Origin of the sequence: Streptosporangium sp. NPDC005286 (genome assembly GCF_040607515.1) — a bacterium.
GTDB lineage: Bacteria > Actinomycetota > Actinomycetes > Streptosporangiales > Streptosporangiaceae > Streptosporangium.
The window spans coordinates 1-18,069 of sequence record NZ_JBEXGU010000186.1 but is presented as its reverse complement, the minus strand read 5'-3'; the positions used below and the strand labels follow the sequence as shown (position 1 = coordinate 18,069).

17 protein-coding genes are annotated in these 18,069 nt (G+C 70.7%); 3 read left to right on the top strand and 14 right to left on the bottom strand.

Annotated features, from left to right (window positions below; genetic code table 11):
• Nucleotides 1–156: 156 nt before the first annotated feature.
• The 14 genes from ABZU75_RS39500 to ABZU75_RS39435 all read right to left on the bottom strand — a co-directional run bounded on the left by ABZU75_RS39500 (nucleotide 157) and on the right by ABZU75_RS39435 (nucleotide 15,076).
• Nucleotides 157–1,311: a thiolase gene (locus ABZU75_RS39500; protein ID WP_355566244.1), complete on the bottom strand. Its 1,155-nt coding sequence runs from the start codon at nucleotides 1,309–1,311 to the stop codon at nucleotides 157–159.
• Complete coding sequence (locus tag ABZU75_RS39495; protein WP_355566241.1) at nucleotides 1,308–1,721, bottom strand: OB-fold domain-containing protein; 414 nt, start codon at nucleotides 1,719–1,721, stop codon at nucleotides 1,308–1,310. Before ABZU75_RS39495 ends, ABZU75_RS39500 begins: the two co-directional genes overlap by 4 nt.
• Entirely contained in the window at nucleotides 1,718–3,319 is a 1,602-nt protein-coding gene (locus tag ABZU75_RS39490; RefSeq protein ID WP_355566238.1) for an AMP-binding protein, read from the bottom strand. Before ABZU75_RS39490 ends, ABZU75_RS39495 begins: the two co-directional genes overlap by 4 nt.
• Entirely contained in the window at nucleotides 3,316–4,353 is a 1,038-nt protein-coding gene (locus ABZU75_RS39485) for an acyl-CoA dehydrogenase family protein (RefSeq protein WP_355566235.1), read from the bottom strand. Before ABZU75_RS39485 ends, ABZU75_RS39490 begins: the two co-directional genes overlap by 4 nt.
• Entirely contained in the window at nucleotides 4,350–5,564 is a 1,215-nt protein-coding gene (locus tag ABZU75_RS39480) for an acyl-CoA dehydrogenase family protein (protein ID WP_355566232.1), read from the bottom strand. Before ABZU75_RS39480 ends, ABZU75_RS39485 begins: the two co-directional genes overlap by 4 nt.
• Nucleotides 5,561–6,475 (bottom strand): LLM class flavin-dependent oxidoreductase, encoded by a 915-nt coding sequence (locus ABZU75_RS39475; RefSeq protein ID WP_355566229.1) that lies wholly within the window; start codon nucleotides 6,473–6,475, stop codon nucleotides 5,561–5,563. The genes ABZU75_RS39480 and ABZU75_RS39475 overlap by 4 nt, the downstream gene beginning before the upstream one ends.
• An 88-nt stretch (nucleotides 6,476–6,563) precedes the next feature.
• Nucleotides 6,564–7,349, bottom strand: a complete 786-nt coding sequence (locus ABZU75_RS39470; RefSeq protein ID WP_350910987.1) for an LLM class flavin-dependent oxidoreductase — start codon at nucleotides 7,347–7,349, stop codon at nucleotides 6,564–6,566.
• Nucleotides 7,350–7,374: 25 nt separating this feature from the next.
• Nucleotides 7,375–8,496 (bottom strand): ABC transporter substrate-binding protein, encoded by a 1,122-nt coding sequence (locus ABZU75_RS39465; protein WP_355566226.1) that lies wholly within the window; start codon nucleotides 8,494–8,496, stop codon nucleotides 7,375–7,377.
• 252 nt (nucleotides 8,497–8,748) lie between these two features.
• Nucleotides 8,749–9,597 (bottom strand): MaoC/PaaZ C-terminal domain-containing protein, encoded by an 849-nt coding sequence (locus ABZU75_RS39460; protein WP_355566223.1) that lies wholly within the window; start codon nucleotides 9,595–9,597, stop codon nucleotides 8,749–8,751.
• 28 nt (nucleotides 9,598–9,625) lie between these two features.
• The gene (locus ABZU75_RS39455) at nucleotides 9,626–10,540 is read right to left on the bottom strand and encodes a hydroxymethylglutaryl-CoA lyase (RefSeq protein WP_355566220.1); all 915 of its coding nucleotides are present in this window, start codon (nucleotides 10,538–10,540) and stop codon (nucleotides 9,626–9,628) included.
• Between the two features lie 2 nt (nucleotides 10,541–10,542).
• The gene (locus ABZU75_RS39450; RefSeq protein WP_355566217.1) at nucleotides 10,543–11,658 is read right to left on the bottom strand and encodes an acyl-CoA dehydrogenase; all 1,116 of its coding nucleotides are present in this window, start codon (nucleotides 11,656–11,658) and stop codon (nucleotides 10,543–10,545) included.
• A gap of 142 nt (nucleotides 11,659–11,800) precedes the next feature.
• On the bottom strand, nucleotides 11,801–12,382 hold the full coding sequence (locus tag ABZU75_RS39445) for a TetR/AcrR family transcriptional regulator (RefSeq protein ID WP_355566214.1): 582 nt from the start codon (nucleotides 12,380–12,382) through the stop codon (nucleotides 11,801–11,803).
• A 115-nt stretch (nucleotides 12,383–12,497) separates the two neighbouring features.
• Entirely contained in the window at nucleotides 12,498–13,685 is a 1,188-nt protein-coding gene (locus ABZU75_RS39440) for an acetyl-CoA acetyltransferase (protein WP_350910976.1), read from the bottom strand.
• Nucleotides 13,685–15,076, bottom strand: coding sequence for a hydroxymethylglutaryl-CoA synthase (locus ABZU75_RS39435; protein ID WP_355566210.1), 1,392 nt, complete (start codon nucleotides 15,074–15,076; stop codon nucleotides 13,685–13,687). Before ABZU75_RS39435 ends, ABZU75_RS39440 begins: the two co-directional genes overlap by 1 nt.
• 134 nt (nucleotides 15,077–15,210) lie before the next feature.
• On the opposite strand from ABZU75_RS39435, the gene ABZU75_RS39430 reads away from it, so the two are divergent.
• From ABZU75_RS39430 to ABZU75_RS39420, 3 genes are read left to right on the top strand one after another with little or no spacing between them, the layout of a single operon-like run.
• Nucleotides 15,211–16,419 carry an acyl-CoA dehydrogenase family protein gene (locus ABZU75_RS39430; protein WP_355566207.1) on the top strand — a complete coding sequence of 403 codons (1,209 nt, stop codon included), beginning with the start codon at nucleotides 15,211–15,213 and terminating at the stop codon, nucleotides 16,417–16,419.
• Entirely contained in the window at nucleotides 16,416–17,459 is a 1,044-nt protein-coding gene (locus tag ABZU75_RS39425) for a TIGR03617 family F420-dependent LLM class oxidoreductase (RefSeq protein ID WP_350965252.1), read from the top strand. The genes ABZU75_RS39430 and ABZU75_RS39425 overlap by 4 nt, the downstream gene beginning before the upstream one ends.
• Nucleotides 17,456–17,941 carry a nuclear transport factor 2 family protein gene (locus ABZU75_RS39420; protein WP_355566202.1) on the top strand — a complete coding sequence of 162 codons (486 nt, stop codon included), beginning with the start codon at nucleotides 17,456–17,458 and terminating at the stop codon, nucleotides 17,939–17,941. Before ABZU75_RS39425 ends, ABZU75_RS39420 begins: the two co-directional genes overlap by 4 nt.
• The last annotated feature ends 128 nt before the right edge of the window (nucleotides 17,942–18,069 follow it).

Genomic DNA, 18,069 nt, shown 5'->3' with positions numbered 1-18,069 from the left:
TCCGATCTGGCACCGTTCGGTGCCCGCCCCCGCCGTTTCCGCACGCGCCACCGCTCAGAGCGTACGGTCGCTACCCAGAACCAGCCTGCCCGAGCTCATGCACACGCCACAGATCAGAGCGTGCAGTCGCTGCCCAGGACATGCACATGCCGCAGATCAGAGCGTGCGGTCGCTGCCCAGAACCAGTGTGCCCGAGCTCATGAACATGCCGCCGACCCCGGTGGCGAGGCTGACATCGACCCCGGGGACCTGCGCCGCCGCCGTTCCGCGGACCTGGCGCACCGACTCCTGGATCGCGAACATGCCGTACATACCGGTGTGGGTGTAGGAGAGCCCGCCGCCGTTGGTGTTCATCGGCAGCGACCCACCGGGCGCGGTGTTCCCCTCGGCGATGAACGCCGGCGCCTCGCCCCGCTTCACGAAACCGAGGTCTTCCAGTCCGTACACCGGAACGTGCGCGAACGCGTCGTAGATCATCAGATGGTCCACGTCGTCGTGCGAGATCCCGGCCTGCCGCATGGCGGCCGCCCCGCCCATCTCGATGGCGCGGGACGACGTCAGGTCGCGCAGCCCGGAGACGACCGAGGACTCGCTCGACTCCCCCGCGCCCAGCACGTAGACCGGCGGCGACGCGGAGCCGAGGTCGCGGGCCCGCTCGGCCGAGGTCAGCACCAGGGCGCCGCCGCCATCGGTCACCAGGCAGCAGTGCAGCAGGTGGATGGGGTCGGCGATCACGGGCGACGCGAGCACGTCCTCGACGGTGATCGGGTCGCGCAGCCTGGCGCGGGGGTTACCCGCCGCCCACTGGCGCTGCACGACCGGGACCATGGCGAGCTGCTCCCTGGTCATCCCGTACGTGTGCATATAGCGGCGTACGCCGATCGGGAACAGCGACGGCGCCCCGATCGGGCCGTGCGGGACCTCGAACTGCGCCATGTACGACTGCGGCGCGGGCGCCCACGGCACCATGCCCACCCGGGAGCGCCCGGACTCACCATGCGTGACCAGCACGGTCGTGCAGAGCCCGGACACGATGGCGGCCATGGCGTGCCGCACGTGCAGCATGAACGAACTGCCGCCGACGTTCGTGCCGTCCAGATATTCCGGGACGATCCCCAGGTAGTCGGCCACGTCGATCGGAGACTCACCGGCGGACGCGACGCCGTCGACGTCGGCCGCGGTGAGGCCCGCGTCGCGCAGCGCGTTGACGGCCGCCTGGGCGTGCAGCTCCAGCGCGGACATGTCGGGGACCTTGCCGATGCGGTCCGTCTCGGCGGCACCGACGATGGCGATCTTGCCTCGGAGGCTCATCCCTCATCCTTTCTTGGCCGGAATCCGGCGACCTTCCGCTCACCCCGCTGTTCGAAGACCACTTCGAGCTCACCGTCGATGACGAGCCCGCTCCCCGCCTCACCGGCTCCGGTGACGGTGGCGAGCAGTCTGGGCCCCTCGGCCAGCCTGACGAGCGCGACCACGTACGGCACCTCGCCCTCGAACCCGGGCGCGGCGCGGTGGTTGACCACGTACGACTCCAGCGTGGCCACGCCGGAGACCGGTTCGAGCGCGACCTGGTCCGACATGCACGCCGGGCAGTACGCGCGCGGATAGAGGAAGAAGTCGCCGCACTCGCGGCAGCGCGGCACCTTGAGCTCACCCCCGTCGACGGCCTCGAAGAAGCCCGCGGTGTCAGGGGTGGGCAGCGGCAGGGGTTTCGTGCTCATCCGGATCGCCTCCCGTCCGTTTCCACCGGCCCGCCGGAGGGCTCGCCGGCTCCTCCCGCTGCCTGGGGCAGCAGGTGCTTGCGGAGTTTTCCGTTGGCGCCGCGCGGCAGCGTCTCCACCGTCTCGATCCGGCGGGGCACCTTGAACCGCGCGATCCGCTCCCGGCAGAACCGGATGATCTCGTCGCCGAAGTCCGGCTCGGCGGCGCGTTCACGCGCCCCGTCCATGGGCTGGATCACCGCGCAGACGATCTCACCCCACTCCTGGTCGGGGATGCCGATGACAGCGGCGTCGGCGATGTCGGGGTGTTCCAGCAGCGCCGCCTCCACCTCGGCCGGATAGACGTTGACCCCGCCGGAGACGATGACCTCGGCGGTCCGGCCGAGCAGGAAGAGGTATCCGTCCTCGTCGAGGTAGCCGAGATCACCCACCGTCACGTAGCCGTCGGTCACGCTTGAGCGGGTCTTCTCCGGGTCGCCGTGGTATTCGAAGGCCCTGGGGCCCATCTCCAGGTAGACCCGGCCCTTCTCTCCGGGACCCGGCTCGCGCCCGTGATCGTCCATGATCCGGACGCCGGCGCCGGGCTGGGCCCTGCCGACGCTGCCGGGCCTGGCCAGCCACTCGCGGGAGTCGATGACGGTCCCCGCGGCCTCGCTGGCGCCGTAGTACTCGTACACCACCGGGCCGAACCAGTCGATGATCCCGCGCTTCACCGCGGGCGGGCAGGGGCCCGCGCCGTGGATCAGGTTGCGCATGCTCGACACGTCGAACGACGCGCGTACCTCGGGGTCGAGCGCGAGCAGCCGGTGCATCTGGGTGGGCACGACGTGCGTCGTGGTCACCCGCTCCTCCTGGATGAGCCGGAGCATCCCGGCCGCGTCGAACCGCTCCATCAGCACCACCCGGTGCCCCAGGTGCAGCGACGCCAGGGCCAGCCCGTTCACGGCGGTGTGCGACAGCGGGGAGGTCACCAGATGGGTGCCGTCTCCGAGCGGCTCGACGTCGAACATGCCCAGTTGCCAAAGCGCCCCGGCGCCGAGGACATCATCGGGGTCGCCACCGGCCAGCGCCCGGCTGATGCCCTTGGGACGGCCCGTGGTGCCCGAGGTGTAGGCCATGAAGGCACCGGACACGCGGTCCTCGACCCGGTCGGCGGAGAACGGAGCGGCGGCCTCCTCCAGCAGGCGAAAACCCTCGGCGGGCAGGGTGGAGAAACGCCGCTCCCCGGCGAGACCCACCTCGTCGAGCGCGGCCCGCACGGTGTCCGCGTACCGCGGGGAGGTCACCACGGCGCCCGGCGCGCAGTCGCCCATGATGTACGCGATCTCACCGGCGCTGAGCGCGGTGTTGACCGGGATCAGGTACCACCCGGCCTGCTGGCAGGCCAGGACCGTCTCCAGGGCCGCGATCTCGTTCGCGGCCACCAGCGCCACCCGGTCGCCGGGCCGCAGGCCCAGGCCGCGCAGCAGCCGCGTGATCCGGTTCACCCGGGCCAGCAGCTCGCCCGCGGTGACCGATGAGCCGTCCGGCGCGACGGCGGCGATCCGATCGGGGAAGCGCTCGGCGATCCGCCAGAACCCCAGGTCCCCGGTGCTCATCGCCGCCCTCCCGCACGGGCGACCACCATCTCGGCGAGCGCGCGCCGGTGCTCTCTGGCGGTCCCGAAGGCGGCGGACAGCGACATCGAACGCTTGAGCCAGAACTGCAACCCGTACTCCCAGGTGAACCCGATCCCGCCATGCAACTGGAGCGCCTCCAGGTCGGCCGGTTTCGCCGCCTCACCCGCGTACGCCTTGGCGACCGCGGCCCGCACGGCGGCGTCCGAGGCGCCGGTGTCCCGAAACGCGGCCATCGAGGCGGCACCCGCCAGGTCCACCACCGTGGCGACGTTCGCCAGCTTGTGTTTCACCGCCTGGAACGATCCGACGGGCCGGCCGAACTGCCTGCGCACCTTCACGTAGTCGACCGTCACGTCGAGCAGGTGCCGGCTCACGCCGGTGAGCAGGCACGCGGCGCCGGCCACGGCCCGCGTCCAGGCCCGTTCGACCGCGGCGGCATCCCGGCTGATCACCTGCCCGTCCGCGGCGTCCCAGGCGACCCGGTAGAGCGGATAGAGCGGATCGACCGCCTCCTGCCACTCCGCGGTGAACGCCCCCTTCTCCAGGGCGCGTACGCCACCGCTCTCGCAGACGAGCAGCAGGTCGGCCTGACCGGCCTCCAGCGCGACGGGGGTGCGCTCACCGAACGAGACCGCCACCAGCGCGTCACCGGAGGCGATGCGGGGCAGCCAGGCCGCCGCGAAATCCGCGGGCGCCGCCTCCTGGATCAGCGGGCCGGCGACGACCGCGGTCTCCAGGAAGGGCTCGGGCACGGCGAACTCCCCCAGAACGTGCAGCACGGGCGCGAGCACGTGCTCCGCCAGGCCCACCCCGCCCCACCGCTCGTCCAGCAGGACCGAGGTCAGGCCCAGGTCCGCCAGGCGCCCCCACAGCTCCGCGTCGTGGGCGGCGTCGGAGTCCAGGCACCGGCGCAGGTGGTCCTCGCCCGCGTGCTCCTCCAGCAGCCGGCGGGTCGCCTTGAGGAGTTCCAGCTGCTCTTCGTCGAGCGGAATGTTCATCGCAGGTGTGGTCATCGTCGGGGCTCCATCGGCAGCTCCAGGAGGCGTTCGCTGATGATGTTCCGCTGGATCTCGGAGGTCCCCCCGAAGATCATGGCGGCGCGCGCGTACCAGTACCGGTGGTGCCAGTCCGCCCAGACGCGGGCGGCCTGTGGGGTGAGCGCCTCTCGCACCACGGACGAGCCGCCGCCCATGGTGCCGAGCCCGCCCATCAGGTCCAGGCCCGCGGCGAAGATGTGGTGTTGCGTCTCGGTCCAGTACAGCTTGTTGATGCTGGCCTGCAGGTCGAGGTTGACGCCGTTCTCCGACAGCTCGGCGAGCCGGTAGACGTTGGCCCGGTACACTTCGGTCTCGACGAAGAGCCGCCCCAGTTCGTCCAGGGCGAGCGGGTCGTCATCAAGACCACGCGCCCGCACCAGCTCCGCGAACGACTCGACGTCGGCGGAGTACTTGGCGTGGTCGCCGAAGACGGCGCCGCGCTCGAAGCCGAGCGTGGACATCGCGACCCGCCAGCCGTCGCCGATCTCCCCCACCGCGTTCGCGACGGGCACCCTGACGTCGGTGAAGAAGACCTCGGCGAAGCCCTTCGTCCCGTCCACCATGGCCAGCGGGCGGACCTCCACCCCGGGGGAGCGCAGGTCGATGCAGAGGAAGGTGATCCCCCGGTGCTTCTTCTCCCTGCCCGCCTCGGGATCGGTGCGCACCAGCGCGAATATCCAGTCGGCGAAGCCGCCGAACGACGTCCAGGTCTTCTGGCCGTTGACGACGAACTCGTCGCCCTCGCGGACCGCCTGCGTGCGCAGCGAGGCCAGGTCGGAGCCGGAATCGGGCTCGCTGAACCCCTGGCACCAGATGTCCTCGCAGGACAGCAGCCGCGGGATCCAGCGCCTGCGCTGCTCCTCCGTGCCGTAGCGCATCAGGATCGGGCCGAGCAGGTACAGGCCGCCCATGTTGACCCGGGCGGGCGCCCCGGCCCGGTAGTACTCCTCGGCGAAGGCGATGGTGTGGAAGAGGTCGGCGCCGCGGCCGCCGTACTCCTCGGGCCAGTCGATCGCCGCGTAACCGCCCTCGAAGAGCACTCGCTCCCACTCCCGGTGCTGCTCGAACCCCTCCGGGCTCGTCCAGGACCCCAGTGGTCCGCGCGGCACGTGCTCCTCCAGCCAACCGCGCACCTGCGCGCGGAACGCCTCGGTGTCGGGCGCGGCGGCACCGTTTCGCAAGCTCATACCGCAAGCCCCAGTGCCTGCGAGATCTCGTGCATTACATCTCCATAGTTCTCGGGTGTCATGCGCAGGGAGAGGTTCACTCCGTTCGCTCCGAGTTCGAGGTAGCGCTCCACCATCGGGCGTAGCTCGGCGAGAGCGCCGTGGAACCGGAGGCCGGCGACGACGTGGAAGTCCTCCCGGGAGCGGCCGTTCTCCCGCAGCCCCGCCTCGACCTCGGCCAGGTGGCGGGAGAAGTCCCCGGTGGTGAGGTTCCACGGATACCAGCCGCCGGCGTACCTGGCCGCGCGGCGGATGGCCGCCTTCGAATGGCCGCCCACCAGGATGCGCGGCAGCGGCCGGCCCGTGTCGGGCATGGCGGGCACCCCCGGCTCGTCACCGGTACGGCCCCAGAGCTCGGAGACGCGAGCCAGGTTGCTCTCGCACCGGGCGCCGCGCTCGGCGAAGGGTACCCCGGCGGCGGCGAACTCCTCCGCCGACCAGCCGACTCCCACCCCCATGTCGAAGCGTCCGCCGGTGAACAGGTCGAGTGTGGCCAGTTCCCTGACCAGGAGGCGCGGGTCGCGCATCGGCAGCAGCAGCACCGAGGAGCCGACGCGCAGCCGCGTGGTGTGGCGGCACAGTTCGGCGGCCGCCTGGAGCACGTCGAGCAGCCCCTGCTCCTGGGCCGCCTCCACCCGGGGCGCGGTCGCGGCGGCGTCGCCGTACTTGTGGACCTCGACCACATCGGGGTTGGCCGAGCTGGGAGCGGCCGGGTAAGGGTAGGCCGACTCGTACTCCTCGAAGAAGACCAGGTGCTCAGGCAGCCACAGCGCGGAGAAGCCCGCCGCCTCGGCGGTCAGCGCGAACGTGCGCATATATGCCAGGTCCCGTTGCGCGGACCCGTCGAACAGGTCCACCAGACCGATCTCCATCGCCGCTCCTTCCGATCTCGTCGTCGTGTGGAGAGCCGTTTCAAGCCGTCGTGCGAGGGCGCACGCGTGAGGTTCGCGCGGGGCCGGGTCAGGCCCCGGCGAGGGCGCGCAGCCGCTCGGGCGAGGGCAGGTCGCCGTAGACCGCGACCAGTTCGTCGACCCGGATGGAGGGGTCGCGGGTCAGCAGCTCGCGCGCCGGACCGATCTCCTGCTCGGGGACGAACCAGGTGCGTCTGACCTCACCCTGGTCGCGACCCGCGTCACCGAGGGTCCTGGCAAGCAGGGCGAGGGCGCCGGGGAGGTCGGCGGGCGTCAGCAGCCAGCCGAGCCACCCGTCCGCCTCGCGGGCCAGCAGCCGCAGCACGTCCTCGCCGCCGTGGCGCACATGGATGCCGGGTCCGCCGCCGACCGGCCGGGGCAGGGCGATCGCGCCGCTGAACGCGACGCGGTCGCCCTGGTGGGAGGCACGGCGTTGCGACCACAGGGCCCGCATCGCCGCCAGGTACTCCGACGTCGTGCCAAGCGTGTCCCCGCCGGGGGCGCCGCCCAGAGCGAGCGGCACCTCCCCGAGGTCCAGCCCGTATTCCAGCCTGCCGCCGGCGAACCAGTCCAGCGTGGCGACCTGCTTGGCCCGCAGTGCCGGACCCCGCACGGAGAGGATGTCCCCGCTCAGCCCGAGGCGGATCGAACCGGTCGCCCGGGCCGCGCACTGCAGCCCGAGGACCGCGTCGTGTCCGCCACCGATCTGCTCTCGGTCGCCGACCGCCCACCACGACGCGAGGCCCGCGGCCTCGGCCGCCGCGGCGGCCGCCTCGATCTCACCGGGCAGGCCGGGCCCGCCGACCGTGATGTCGCACGCTACGCCGTACTCCATTGGAACGTTCCTCCGCTCTCGGAGCTCAGCCTGCGGGGTTCAGCAGGGCGAGCTTCCCGTCGCCGGTCCACTCGAGGTAGACACCGGGATCGTCCAGGACCGCCTGGCCGTTCTCGTAACGGAGCTGGCCGTAGACGGTGTCCTGGGTGGTGATCTGCGACAGCGCCTTGCCGACCGCCTCGGGCGACGGGTCGCCGGACTTCTTGAGGCCTTCCGCCAGCAGCCACATCGCGGTGTAGCCCTGGGCCGCGAACATGTCGGGCTCGGCGCCGAACTTCTTGGTGTAGAGGTCGGTGAACTTCTTGGCGGTCTCATTGGCCGAATGACCCGCGGCGAAGGGGGTGGCGAACGCGAGGCCCTTCAGGCCGGCCCCGCCGGTCTCGAACAGGACCGGGCCCGAGGCACCGTAGCTGGACAGGATCCGCTTGTCGTAGCCGCGCTCGCGCAGCGACCTGGCCAGCAGCGAGGACGACAGGCCGAGCATGCTGCTGATCACGACGTCCGGCTTCTTGGCCTCGATCTGCGCGGCGGGCGCGGTGAAGTCCCGGTCGGCGGCGCTGGTCGAGACGGTGTCGAGCACCTGAACGCCGTTGCGCTCCATCGCGCTCTTCCAGACCTTGCCGTCGGCGACCATGGCGTCGTTGTCGCCGTTGACGACCAGGACGGCGGTCTTGTAGCCCTCCGCCTTCACCATGTTGTCGACGAACTTGTCGTACACGCCGCCCGGCGTGGACGGCAGGATGACGGGGCGGAACAGGTCGGGCGGAGAGGCGAGCCCGTCCAGGATCGCCGAGGTGACGACCCCGGGCGTCTTGCTCTGCCTGATGACCGGCGCCAGGGCCCCGGCCTCACTGGACAGGCCGCAGCACAGCACGCCGGACGCACCGTCGGCGACGTACTGCCGGTAGAGGGCGATCGCCTTGGCCGGGTCGGACTTGATGTCCTCCACCTTCAGCTCGACGGTCGCGCCCTCGCCGAGGAACCCGGTCTGGTTGATCTCCTCCGCGGCGAGCTCGGCACCGTTTGCGATGGGCTTGCCCGCGAACGCGGCGGCGCCGCTGAGCAGGGCGGGGAAGCCCACCTTGTAGACCTGGCCTTCGTCCGGCCCACTGCCACCCGACGAACCGCACGACGTGAGAATCATCATGACGGAGAGGGCCGCGCTGATGACAGCGAGGCTCGAACCTCTCCTTGCACTCTTGAGACGAGACACTGCTTACCCTCCTGGGCTAGGCCCCCAACAACCGGACCCCCGCCTTTAAAGCAAACGCTTGCTTTAAAGCAACTGTTTGATTATGCGAGACGTGATATTGGAAAAGCAAGAGGTCAACGCGGTTTTTCGGTGGGAGTGGCGGTCGGGAGGCCGGTTCACCCTGGCCTTCGGTGGCCGGTGCCGCCGTTAAGCGTCCAGAAGGGCGCCGCCGCGGTCGATGACCGTGCCGCCCTCCTCGGTCGAGGTCAGGAAACGGACGTCGGCGCCGTCACGCCAGAGCGCCACGGAAAGGGTGTCTCCCGGCGTCACCGGTCGGCTGAAGCGCCCTGACATGCCCCTCAACCGGGAGGCGTCCCCGTCGCAGAGCCCGTTCACGATGGCGCGGGCGGTGAAGCCGTAGGTGCACAGGCCATGCAGGATCGGTCGCGGGAACCCGTACTTCCCGGCGAAGACCGGATCGGAGTGGAGCGGGTTGCGATCCCCGGTGAGCCGGTACAGGAGCGCCTGGTCGGGCCGGGTGGGCATGCTCACCACGACGTCCGGCTCGCGGTCCGGCGCCGCCCACTCCGACCGGGGGCCGCGCTCCCCGCCGAAGCCGCCGGCCCCGCCCAGGTAGGCGCAGGAGCGGGAGACCGCGAGCGGTTCCCCGGTGGCGGCGTCGGCCGTGCGGGTCTCGGTCCAGAGCAGGGCGTCCCTTCCCTTGTCCCACATGTCGGTGACCGTGGTCGTGGACACCGCCCTGCCCTCGGGTGGCAACGGGCGCTCCAGCAGGAAGTGCTGTTCGGCGTGGACGGCCTTGCCCGGGTCGTAGGAGCCGACCTCGGGCAGTCCGCCGATATGACCGATGAGCACGGCGAAGCTCGGGACGACCTGCTGGCGGACGCCGGTGCTGTTCTCCGTGGTGAACTGGAGCTCGCCGCCCGGGTCCCGCGCCCCGGCTCCGACGGCGAGCGCGTACAGCAGCGACTCGCGGGCGGTCCACTCGATCTCGAAAGGGCCGACCGTACTGCCGATGTAGGCGGGATCCAGGGGCATGCTGTTCTCCGGTCTGGTCAACGTGGGGTCAGGATGCGGCGAGCCGGGATCGCGGGCCCGCCTTGAGGAGGCGCGACGCCAGTTCGCGGCCGACGATCCGCTGGGCGAGGTCGGCGACCTCCAGCAGCGCGTCCAGGTCGACGCCCGTGTCCACGGACAGTTCCTGGAGCAGGTAGACCGCTTCCTCGGTGGCGATGTTGCCGCTCGCCCCCGGGGCGTAGGGGCATCCGCCCAGGCCGCCGACGCTCGCGTCGAACTCGGTGACGCCGGACTCCAGGCCCGCGACCAGGTTGGCCATGCCGGTGCCCCGGGTGTCGTGGAAGTGCAGGGCGACCCGGGCATCGGGCGCCTGGTCGCGGAAGAGGCCCACGATCCGGCGTACCCGGGGTGGCGAGCCCATCCCCGTGGTGTCGCCGAAGCAGATCGAGTCGGCCCCGTCGGCGACGGCGCGCAGCGCGAACGCGGCGACGCGCTCCGCTGCGACCTCACCCTCGTAGGGGCAGCCGAACGCGGTGGCGACGATCACCTGGCAGGTGGCGCCATTGCCGTGGGCGAAGTCGACGACCTCGGCGATCCCGTCGAGCGACTGCTCCGGAGTGCGGTTCACGTTGCGCAGGTTGTGCGTCTCCGACGCCGAGACCATGATCTCCAGGTCGGTGAAGCCCTCGGCCAGGGCACGCTGCGCCCCGCGCAGGTTGGGCACCAGCGCCGAGTACTCGATGCCCGCGACCGGTTCCACCGCACCCCACACCTCGGAGGCGTCCGCCATCTGCGGGATGGCTCTGGGGTGCACGAACGCCACGGCCTCGATACGCGACAGACCGGTCGTGCCCAGTGCCGCGATCAGCTCCGCCTTGCGGATGGTGGGCACCGGGAGTTCGTTCTGGAGCCCGTCGCGCGGACCCACCTCACGCAGGACGACACTGGACGGTATATCGGACATGTCTAGACTCCGAGGTTCCGGGCGACGATCTCGCGGTGGTACGTGGGGGTGCCGAAGAGGGAGAAGTCGGTCAGCGCCCGTCGGAAGTGGTGGGAGAGCTCGTGCTCCCAGGTGAACCCGATCCCGCCGTGAACATGGATCGCCTCCCTGACCACGTGCAGCACCGCGTCCGAGGCTCGCGCCTTCGCCATGGAGGCGGCGTTCTCCCAGCCCGGCTCCGCGGCGGCGGCCTGGTCGAGCGCGGACTCCACCGCCGACCTCGCCGACTGCGTCTCCGCGTACATGTCGGCCAGCTTGTGCTTGATCGCCTGGAAGGACCCGATGGCCCGCCCGAACTGGGTGCGCGTCTTGGCATAGTCGATGGCCAGCCACAGGCACCGCTCGCCGATGCCCAGAGCGTCCGCCGCGGTCAGCAGCGCCCCTTCGGTGAACGCCCGAGAGGCCAGGGCGGCCGCCTCGGCCCCCTCGGCCAGCACGCGCCCGGGGACGCGGTCCATCCTGAGCACTGCCAGGTCCCGGCTGTCGTCCAGCGCCTTCATCGGCTCGACGGCGAGGCCGTCGGCGCCGCGCTCGACGAGTACCAGGCAGGCTTCCTGCGGCGCGGTGGCTCCCGCGGCGCGGGCCAGGACGACAAAGTGCGTCGCCTCTCCACCCGCGGCGACGAATCGCTTGAGCCCGGAGACTCGGCAGCCGCCGTCCGCACGCTCCGCCTCGGTGCCCGGGGAGGCGAGGTCGGTCCCTGCGGAGTCCTCGTGCAGCGCCAGGGCCACGACCGCGCGCCCGGCCACGATCTCGTCCAGGAGGCCGCGATTCCGCTCGACGCCCGCCCGCCCCAGCAGCGGCACCGCCAGGCCGGCCGTCACGAGGAGCGATGCCGGCAGCCCGACCCGTCCGGCCTCGATCAGCGCCGTGCCCAGGTCGGCGATCGACCCGCCCTGGCCGCCCGCGTCCTCGTCCAGCAAAAGGCCGAGGATGCCCAGTTCCTCGGCGAAGGCCCGCCACAGCGGCTCCTCGGCCCCTCCGCGGGAGACGCGGCTGACCTCGGCCGGACTGTGGGCATCGAGGAACCGCCCGACGGTGTCCCCGAACTCTGCACGGAGGTCTGCGTCCACCCGCATGCGTGTCCTTTCATGATTTCAAGCAAGCAGTTGCTTCATTTTCTTCCCGGACTGCCGCGATCCGATTCCGGAGCCACCGAACGCGGCCCGGGGGGAGCGACGGGAAGGCCCCCTGCCCCGCCCGGTCAGCGAGGTCAGCGACTCACGGGACCTGCACGCCGCGCAGGAGCAGCACGGTCTCGATCTCGATCAGCTCGTCGATGGTCACGGAACCCGCCGGGTCGAACCAGCGGATGACCGCCTGGACGGCGCCCATCACGGTCCGGTAGACCATCCGCGCGCTGAACTCGCCGCGGAACGCGCCCCTGTCCATGCCCGCCTGGATGACGTCTATCCAGATCCGCTCGACCTCATGCTGGCGGTCGACGATGGAGGGGAAGTCCTGCACGTAGGACCAGTCGTTCTGCAGGATCAGGACCTCGTTGCGGTTGCGGACCAGGCTCCGCAGCGCCCTCGCCATCAGCCCGGTCAGCGCCTCGGAGGGATCGGCGGCCTCCGCCACCGCGGACTGGTACTCCCGGATGATCACGCCGAGGTAGTCGACGAGCACCTGCTCGACGATCGCCTCTTTGGAGTCGAAATAGTAGTAGAGGCTCCCCGAAAGCATGTTCGCCTCGTCGGCCACGTCCCGCACTGTCGCGTTGGCGAAGCCCTTCTCGGCGAAGACCTTGGAGGCGGCGAGCAGAACGCTTTCCTTACGCGCCTGTCCGGCGGGCGATCCCATCGACCTTCGCCGTGTCTGGGAAACACTCTTGGTGGTCTTTCCTGGAGGGGTCATCGACTCGTCCTACCTCAACTGAACATGGGGCGAAATCTTCAGGCGCGTATATCACGCCGACTCAGGGTGCCTGACTGGACACGATCGAGACGGCGCTCACGAGCGCGCCGGGACTACCTCCTTGATTTTGCACTAGTCCGAAGGCGGGATTCGCGACTTGGCGCTCACCGGCCTCACCCCGGAACTGCTGCCACATCTCGAAGAGCATCCGCAGGCCGCTCGCGCCGACAGGGTGGCCGAAACTCTTCAGCCCCCCGTCCGGATTGACCGGCAGCGCGCCACCCAGGTCATAGCGACCCGCCAGGACATCCCGCCACGCCTGTCCGCGCGCCGAGAAGCCGAGTTCCTCCATCAGCACCAGCTCGGTCGGTGTGAAGCAGTCGTGCACCTCGGCCAGCGAGATCTGGCCGGCCGGGTCGGTGATGCCGGCCTGCTCATAGGCGGTTTGGCTGGAGTGGACGACCTCGGGCAGATCGCAGTAGTCGTACCGGTCGTCGTTGCGCCCGGTCGCGGCCCCCGCGCTCAGCGCGAGCGCGTGCACGTACAGCGGACGGTCGGTGTACCTGTGCGCGTCCTCGGCCCGGACGATGATCGCCGCCGCACCGCCGTCCGCGACACCGGAGCTGTCAAAGACACTGAGCCTGCCGGCGATCGCCGGCGCGCGAGCGATGACCTCCTTGGAGACGTTCTTACGGAACTGCGCCCGAGGGTTTAGTGCACCATTGGCATGGTTTCGCCATGCAATGTGTGTCATGGCCTCTTTGACCTGTTCCTCGGAAATCCCATAACGCCGCGCGTACGACGGCACGATCATCGAGTACATGGCGGGCGCGCTCAGATTCGGCGGCGTACCGTCATTGGGCACGCTGGGCATTTCCAGCCCGGAGAAACCAAAATCCTTCAGCTTCTCCCCGCCCACCGCCATCACCGTGTCATAGGCGCCGGAGGAGACCGCGTAACAGGCGTTCCTGAACGCCTCGGATCCGGTGGCGCACATGTTCTCGACCCGGGTGACCGGCCGGTTGCTGATATTCATCGGTCTGGTCAGGGTGAGGCCGGAGACGCCGGAGGTCATCGTTCCCAGCCAGTAGGCGTCCACGTCGCCCAGCTCCAGGCCCGGGACGCTCCGCACGGCGCCGAGGGTCGCCTCGACCAGGAGGTCGTCCACCGACCGGCCCCAGAGCTCGCCGAATCTGGTGCAGCTCATGCCTACGATGGCCACCGGGTTCTGCAGAGCGTGGGCGGGCATCAGGACTCCTCCTTGTAGGGGTGAACCTTCCAGATGTAGTTGCGGATCTCGTTGGACGCCACGCTCGCGAGCCGGAAGACAGGAGCGACCCGATCCCCGATGGCCACCTCACGCCCGGGGGCGTCGGTCATCTCGAACTCGAACCGGCCACCGCCGTCGAAGTCGACGGCCACCGCCTTGGCCGGCAGCTGCACGGACTCCGAGAGCCAGTCGTCGGTGAATGTCGCGACGGTGCCCAGCAGGTCCCGCATGGGCGCGGGCTCACCCTGGTCGACGGCCCCGCAGCCGAGGCAGACCTGCCGCGGGGGGAGGTTGCGGGTCCCGCAGGCGGTGCAGCGGGCCGCGGTGAAGGAGAACTTCCAGCGCATGGTCCGCCACGACGCCGGCGGGGCGGGAGCCTTGACCTCGGGACGCCGCGGCGGCTCCCGGTCCAGCACGCCCCGCCAGGTGAGGTAGTCGGCGTACCGAAGCGGGAACACCGTGGAAGACGCCGGGGAGGCACCCGCCGCGCGGAACGCGCCGAGCTCGGGCGTGGCGCGGAACACGAACGCGTCGGCCCCGTCCGCGGCCAGGACGGCCAGGATCGTCTGCCCGGGCTCGGCCCGGTCCAGCGCGGCGCAGAGCCGCAGCCCGAAGTCCGCGGTGCCCGCGTAGCCGGTGTCATCGGCCAGGCCGGCCGCGAGCTGGTCCGCGCCGAAGCGCCTGCGCGCGGCCTGTACGGCGCGCAGGTGCGGGCCGCTGATCACCACGTGGTCGATCTCGGACGGTTCGAGCCCTGCCTCCTTGGCCGCCTCCGCGGTCACCGCCTCGATCAGCTCCAGGTATTCGTCGACGCCGAAGCGCTCCTCCCAGGACCGGGTGCGCAGCGCGCCCGGGGAGCGCCAGCGGTCCAGCAGCTCCATGGTGCGGACCGCGCTGCCCAGCAGCTCGGCGACCGGGTTCTCCCCCATCGCGAAGGCCGCGGCGGCGTCTCCGCCGTGCAGTTCGTCCTCGGAACCGGGAAGTCCGTACCGCAGGTCGGCCAGGGCGACGACGGCTCCGGCGCCCCTGAGGCCCGCGCGGAAGGCGCCCGCGCCGGACCGAATGGAGCCGCACGCGTCGAAGGCCGCCAGTTCCTCGGGCAGGCCGAGCGCCATGGCGACCGCCGAGGCGTTGCTCCGCTCCATGTAGGCGGGGCGGGAGCTGGCGAACCAGAGCTCGGCTGGGAGAAAGCCGGGCGACCGCCGCAGGGCGCGCCGCAGCGCCTCCACCGCGAGGGTCGTGCTGTCCTCGTCGTGCGAGGCCACCGAACGGGTGCCCTTCAGCCCCGGAAGCCCGAGAGACCTGCCGATCTCACTCCGGTCGAGCCGGTAGGCCGGGATGTAGGCGCCGTAGGCGGTGATTCCGATCATCAAGGTTCCTCTTGGTCCCGGGCCGGGCGGACGCTCACCCCACGAAGCATGTAAATCAAGCATTTGCTTTGCTAGCATAGCCAGCCCCGAACAGCTGAAGCAAACGCTTGACGGGGCTGAACTGTTGGAGGACCATGAACCGGCTACCCGACGAGGACGAATTCCACCGCGAGGCGGTCGCGTTCCTCGACTCCTACGCCACCCGCCGCTCCGATGAGACCGGTCAAGCGGTCTGGGGCCGTGGCGACGACCGGGTCTCCGTCGTCGCCGAGCGGGCCGAGGGCGAGGAGGAGGAGATCGCCCGTCTCAAGGACTACCGCGCCGCCCTCGACCGGGTGAGGCTCGCCTGGATCGACGGCCCGGCCGCCTACGGCGGGCGCGAGCTACCGACGCACTACTCGACCGGGTTCCGCGAGCTGGAGTCCCGGTACGACCTGCCCGATGACGGCTACACGAGATTCAGCGTCTCGACGTTCTGCCCCGCGCTGCTGAAGCATGGCTCGGAGTTCCTCAAGCAGACATACCTGCACCGCCTCAGGAGCGCCCGGCTCCTCGCCTGCCAGCTCTTTTCCGAGCCAGGCGCGGGGTCCGACCTGGCCGGCCTCAGCACCAGGGCGGAGCGGCACGGCGACGGGTGGATCCTCAACGGGCAGAAGGTCTGGAGCTCCGGCGCTCACTACAGCGACCTGGGGCTGTGCATCGCGCGCACGAACCGCGACGCGCCCAAGCACGCCGGCCTGTCCACCTTCCTGGTCGACATGCGGGCCCCCGGCGTCGAGATCCGCCCGATCCGGCAGCTGACCGGCGGCGCCTCCTTCGACGAGGTGTTCCTCACCGACGTGTACGTGCCCGACGACCACCGCCTCGGCGAGGTGGACCAGGGCTGGCGGGTGGTGGTCGACGTGCTGCTCAACGAGCGCGGCGCGATCGGCCTGGAGAGCGGCATCGACGAGGCGCTGCTGTTCCGCCTGGTCGACCTGGTCAGGCACACCGGCGCCGCCGGGGACCCCCGCGTCCGCGACGCCCTGGCCGACCTGCACATCCGGAGCTGGGCGGCGCGCGAGACCACGACCCGGCTGCTCGCCGCCGCCAAGGGCGGAGTGCCGGGGCCCGAGCTCGCCCTGTCGAAGCTGATCCTCGTCGACCTGCTGCGCAGGGCCGGCGATATCGCCTCCGACGTGCTCGGCACCGCGATGATCGCCGACACCGGCGAGTGGGGGACGTTCGCCTGGTCGGAACTGACCCTCGGGCTGCCCGGCCTGCGGGTCGGCGGCGGGACCGACGAGATCCTCCGCAACGCGGTGGGCGAGAGAGTACTGGGACTACCGAAGGACGCCAGATGAAGATCGATCTCGGGATGATCGGTTCCTCCGCCGCCGTGTGCGGCCCGATCGCCACACGGGCCGAGCGGGTCGGTTTCGACGGCCTGTGGGCCAGCGAGAGCGTGACCGACGCCTTCCTGCAGTCGCAGGCGGCCCTCACCGCCACCACCACGACCACGGTCGGCACCGCCATCGCCGTCGCCTTCGCCCGCAATCCGATGTCCACCGCCTACCTGGGCTGGGATCTGGCCGCACTGTCGGGCGGGCGATTCGTCATGGGGCTGGGCACCCAGATCCAGGCACACATCGAGCGGCGCTTCTCCATGCCGTGGAGCAGCCCGGTGGCGCGGATGCGCGACTTCCTCACCGCGATGAACGCGATCTGGACCGCTTGGCGCACCGGGTCGAAGCTGAACTACGAGGGCACCCACTACCGGCACACCCTCATGTCGCCGGTGTTCACGCCGCCCCACCACGACCTGGCCATCCCCGTGATGATCGCCGCCGTCGGGGACAGGATGACCGAACTCGGCGGGGAGCTGTGCGACGGCCTGATCCTGCACGGCATGACCACCACGGCCTACCTGGACGAGGTCACCCTGCCCGCGCTGCGGCGCGGCATGGAGACGGCCTCACGCGACCGGTCAGAGGTCTCGCTGTACTGCCCCATCTTCATGGTGATGGGTGACACCGAGGAGCAGTTCGAAGAGATGAAGCGCAAGACCCGGGAGCAGATCGCCTTCTACGCCTCCACCCCGGCCTACCGCGGAGTCCTCGCCTCGGTCGGGTACGAGGAGCTGCAGCCCGAGCTACAGGCGCTGTCCCGCGCGGGCGAGTGGGCCAGGATGGGCGATCTGATCGACGACACCCTCCTCGGGCACATCGCGGTCCTGGGGCGACCCGAGGAGATGCCGAAGCTCTGCAAGGAGCGGTTCTCCGGCCGCCTGGACCGGATCTCCTCCTACCATCCGTGGCCGGTGGACGACGACGACCGGCTGGCTGAGATCCTCCGCGGGTTCGCGGACGGAGCGGAGAACAGAGTGGAGGAGGTGGCCCGATGAGTGGTCTCACCGAGGAGTCGCTGCGGCGGCTGGCCGACAAGGAGGCCGTCACCGAGGTGCTGCTGGCCTACTGCGACCTGGTGGACCGCGGCGAGGTGGACGAATTGGCCGGCCTCTTCACCGAAGGCGCCTCGTTCGACTACGGCAACGGTGCGGTCTTCACCGGCAAGAAGACGCTGCACGCCCTCTTCACCGACCGGCTGGGCCGGTACCGCGCCACCAACCACCACGCATCGAACATCCGGGTGGGTTTCTCCGGCGACTCGTCCGCATCGGCCGTCAGCTACGTCTACGCCTGGCACGAGAGCGTGGAGAGCGGCGAGCAGCTGCACGTCTGGGGGCGGTACACCGACACGCTGGTGCGGTCGGAGCAGGGCTGGCTGCTGGACACCCGCCAGGTGCGGGTCGCCGGCGCCTCGACGCAGCCCGCGTTCCCGCTGCCCGAGCGGTTCGAGCGGTATCCGCGCAGGGACCTCGGCTGACGGTGCGCGAACGCGCGAGCGCCCTCCCGGCCGCTTCCCTTCTAGTGGTCGTCGCAACACCCCAGCTCGGGGAGTGCGATGGACTTCGAGATCCGCAAGGTCAGGACCCCGCAGGGGCCCAAGAAGTT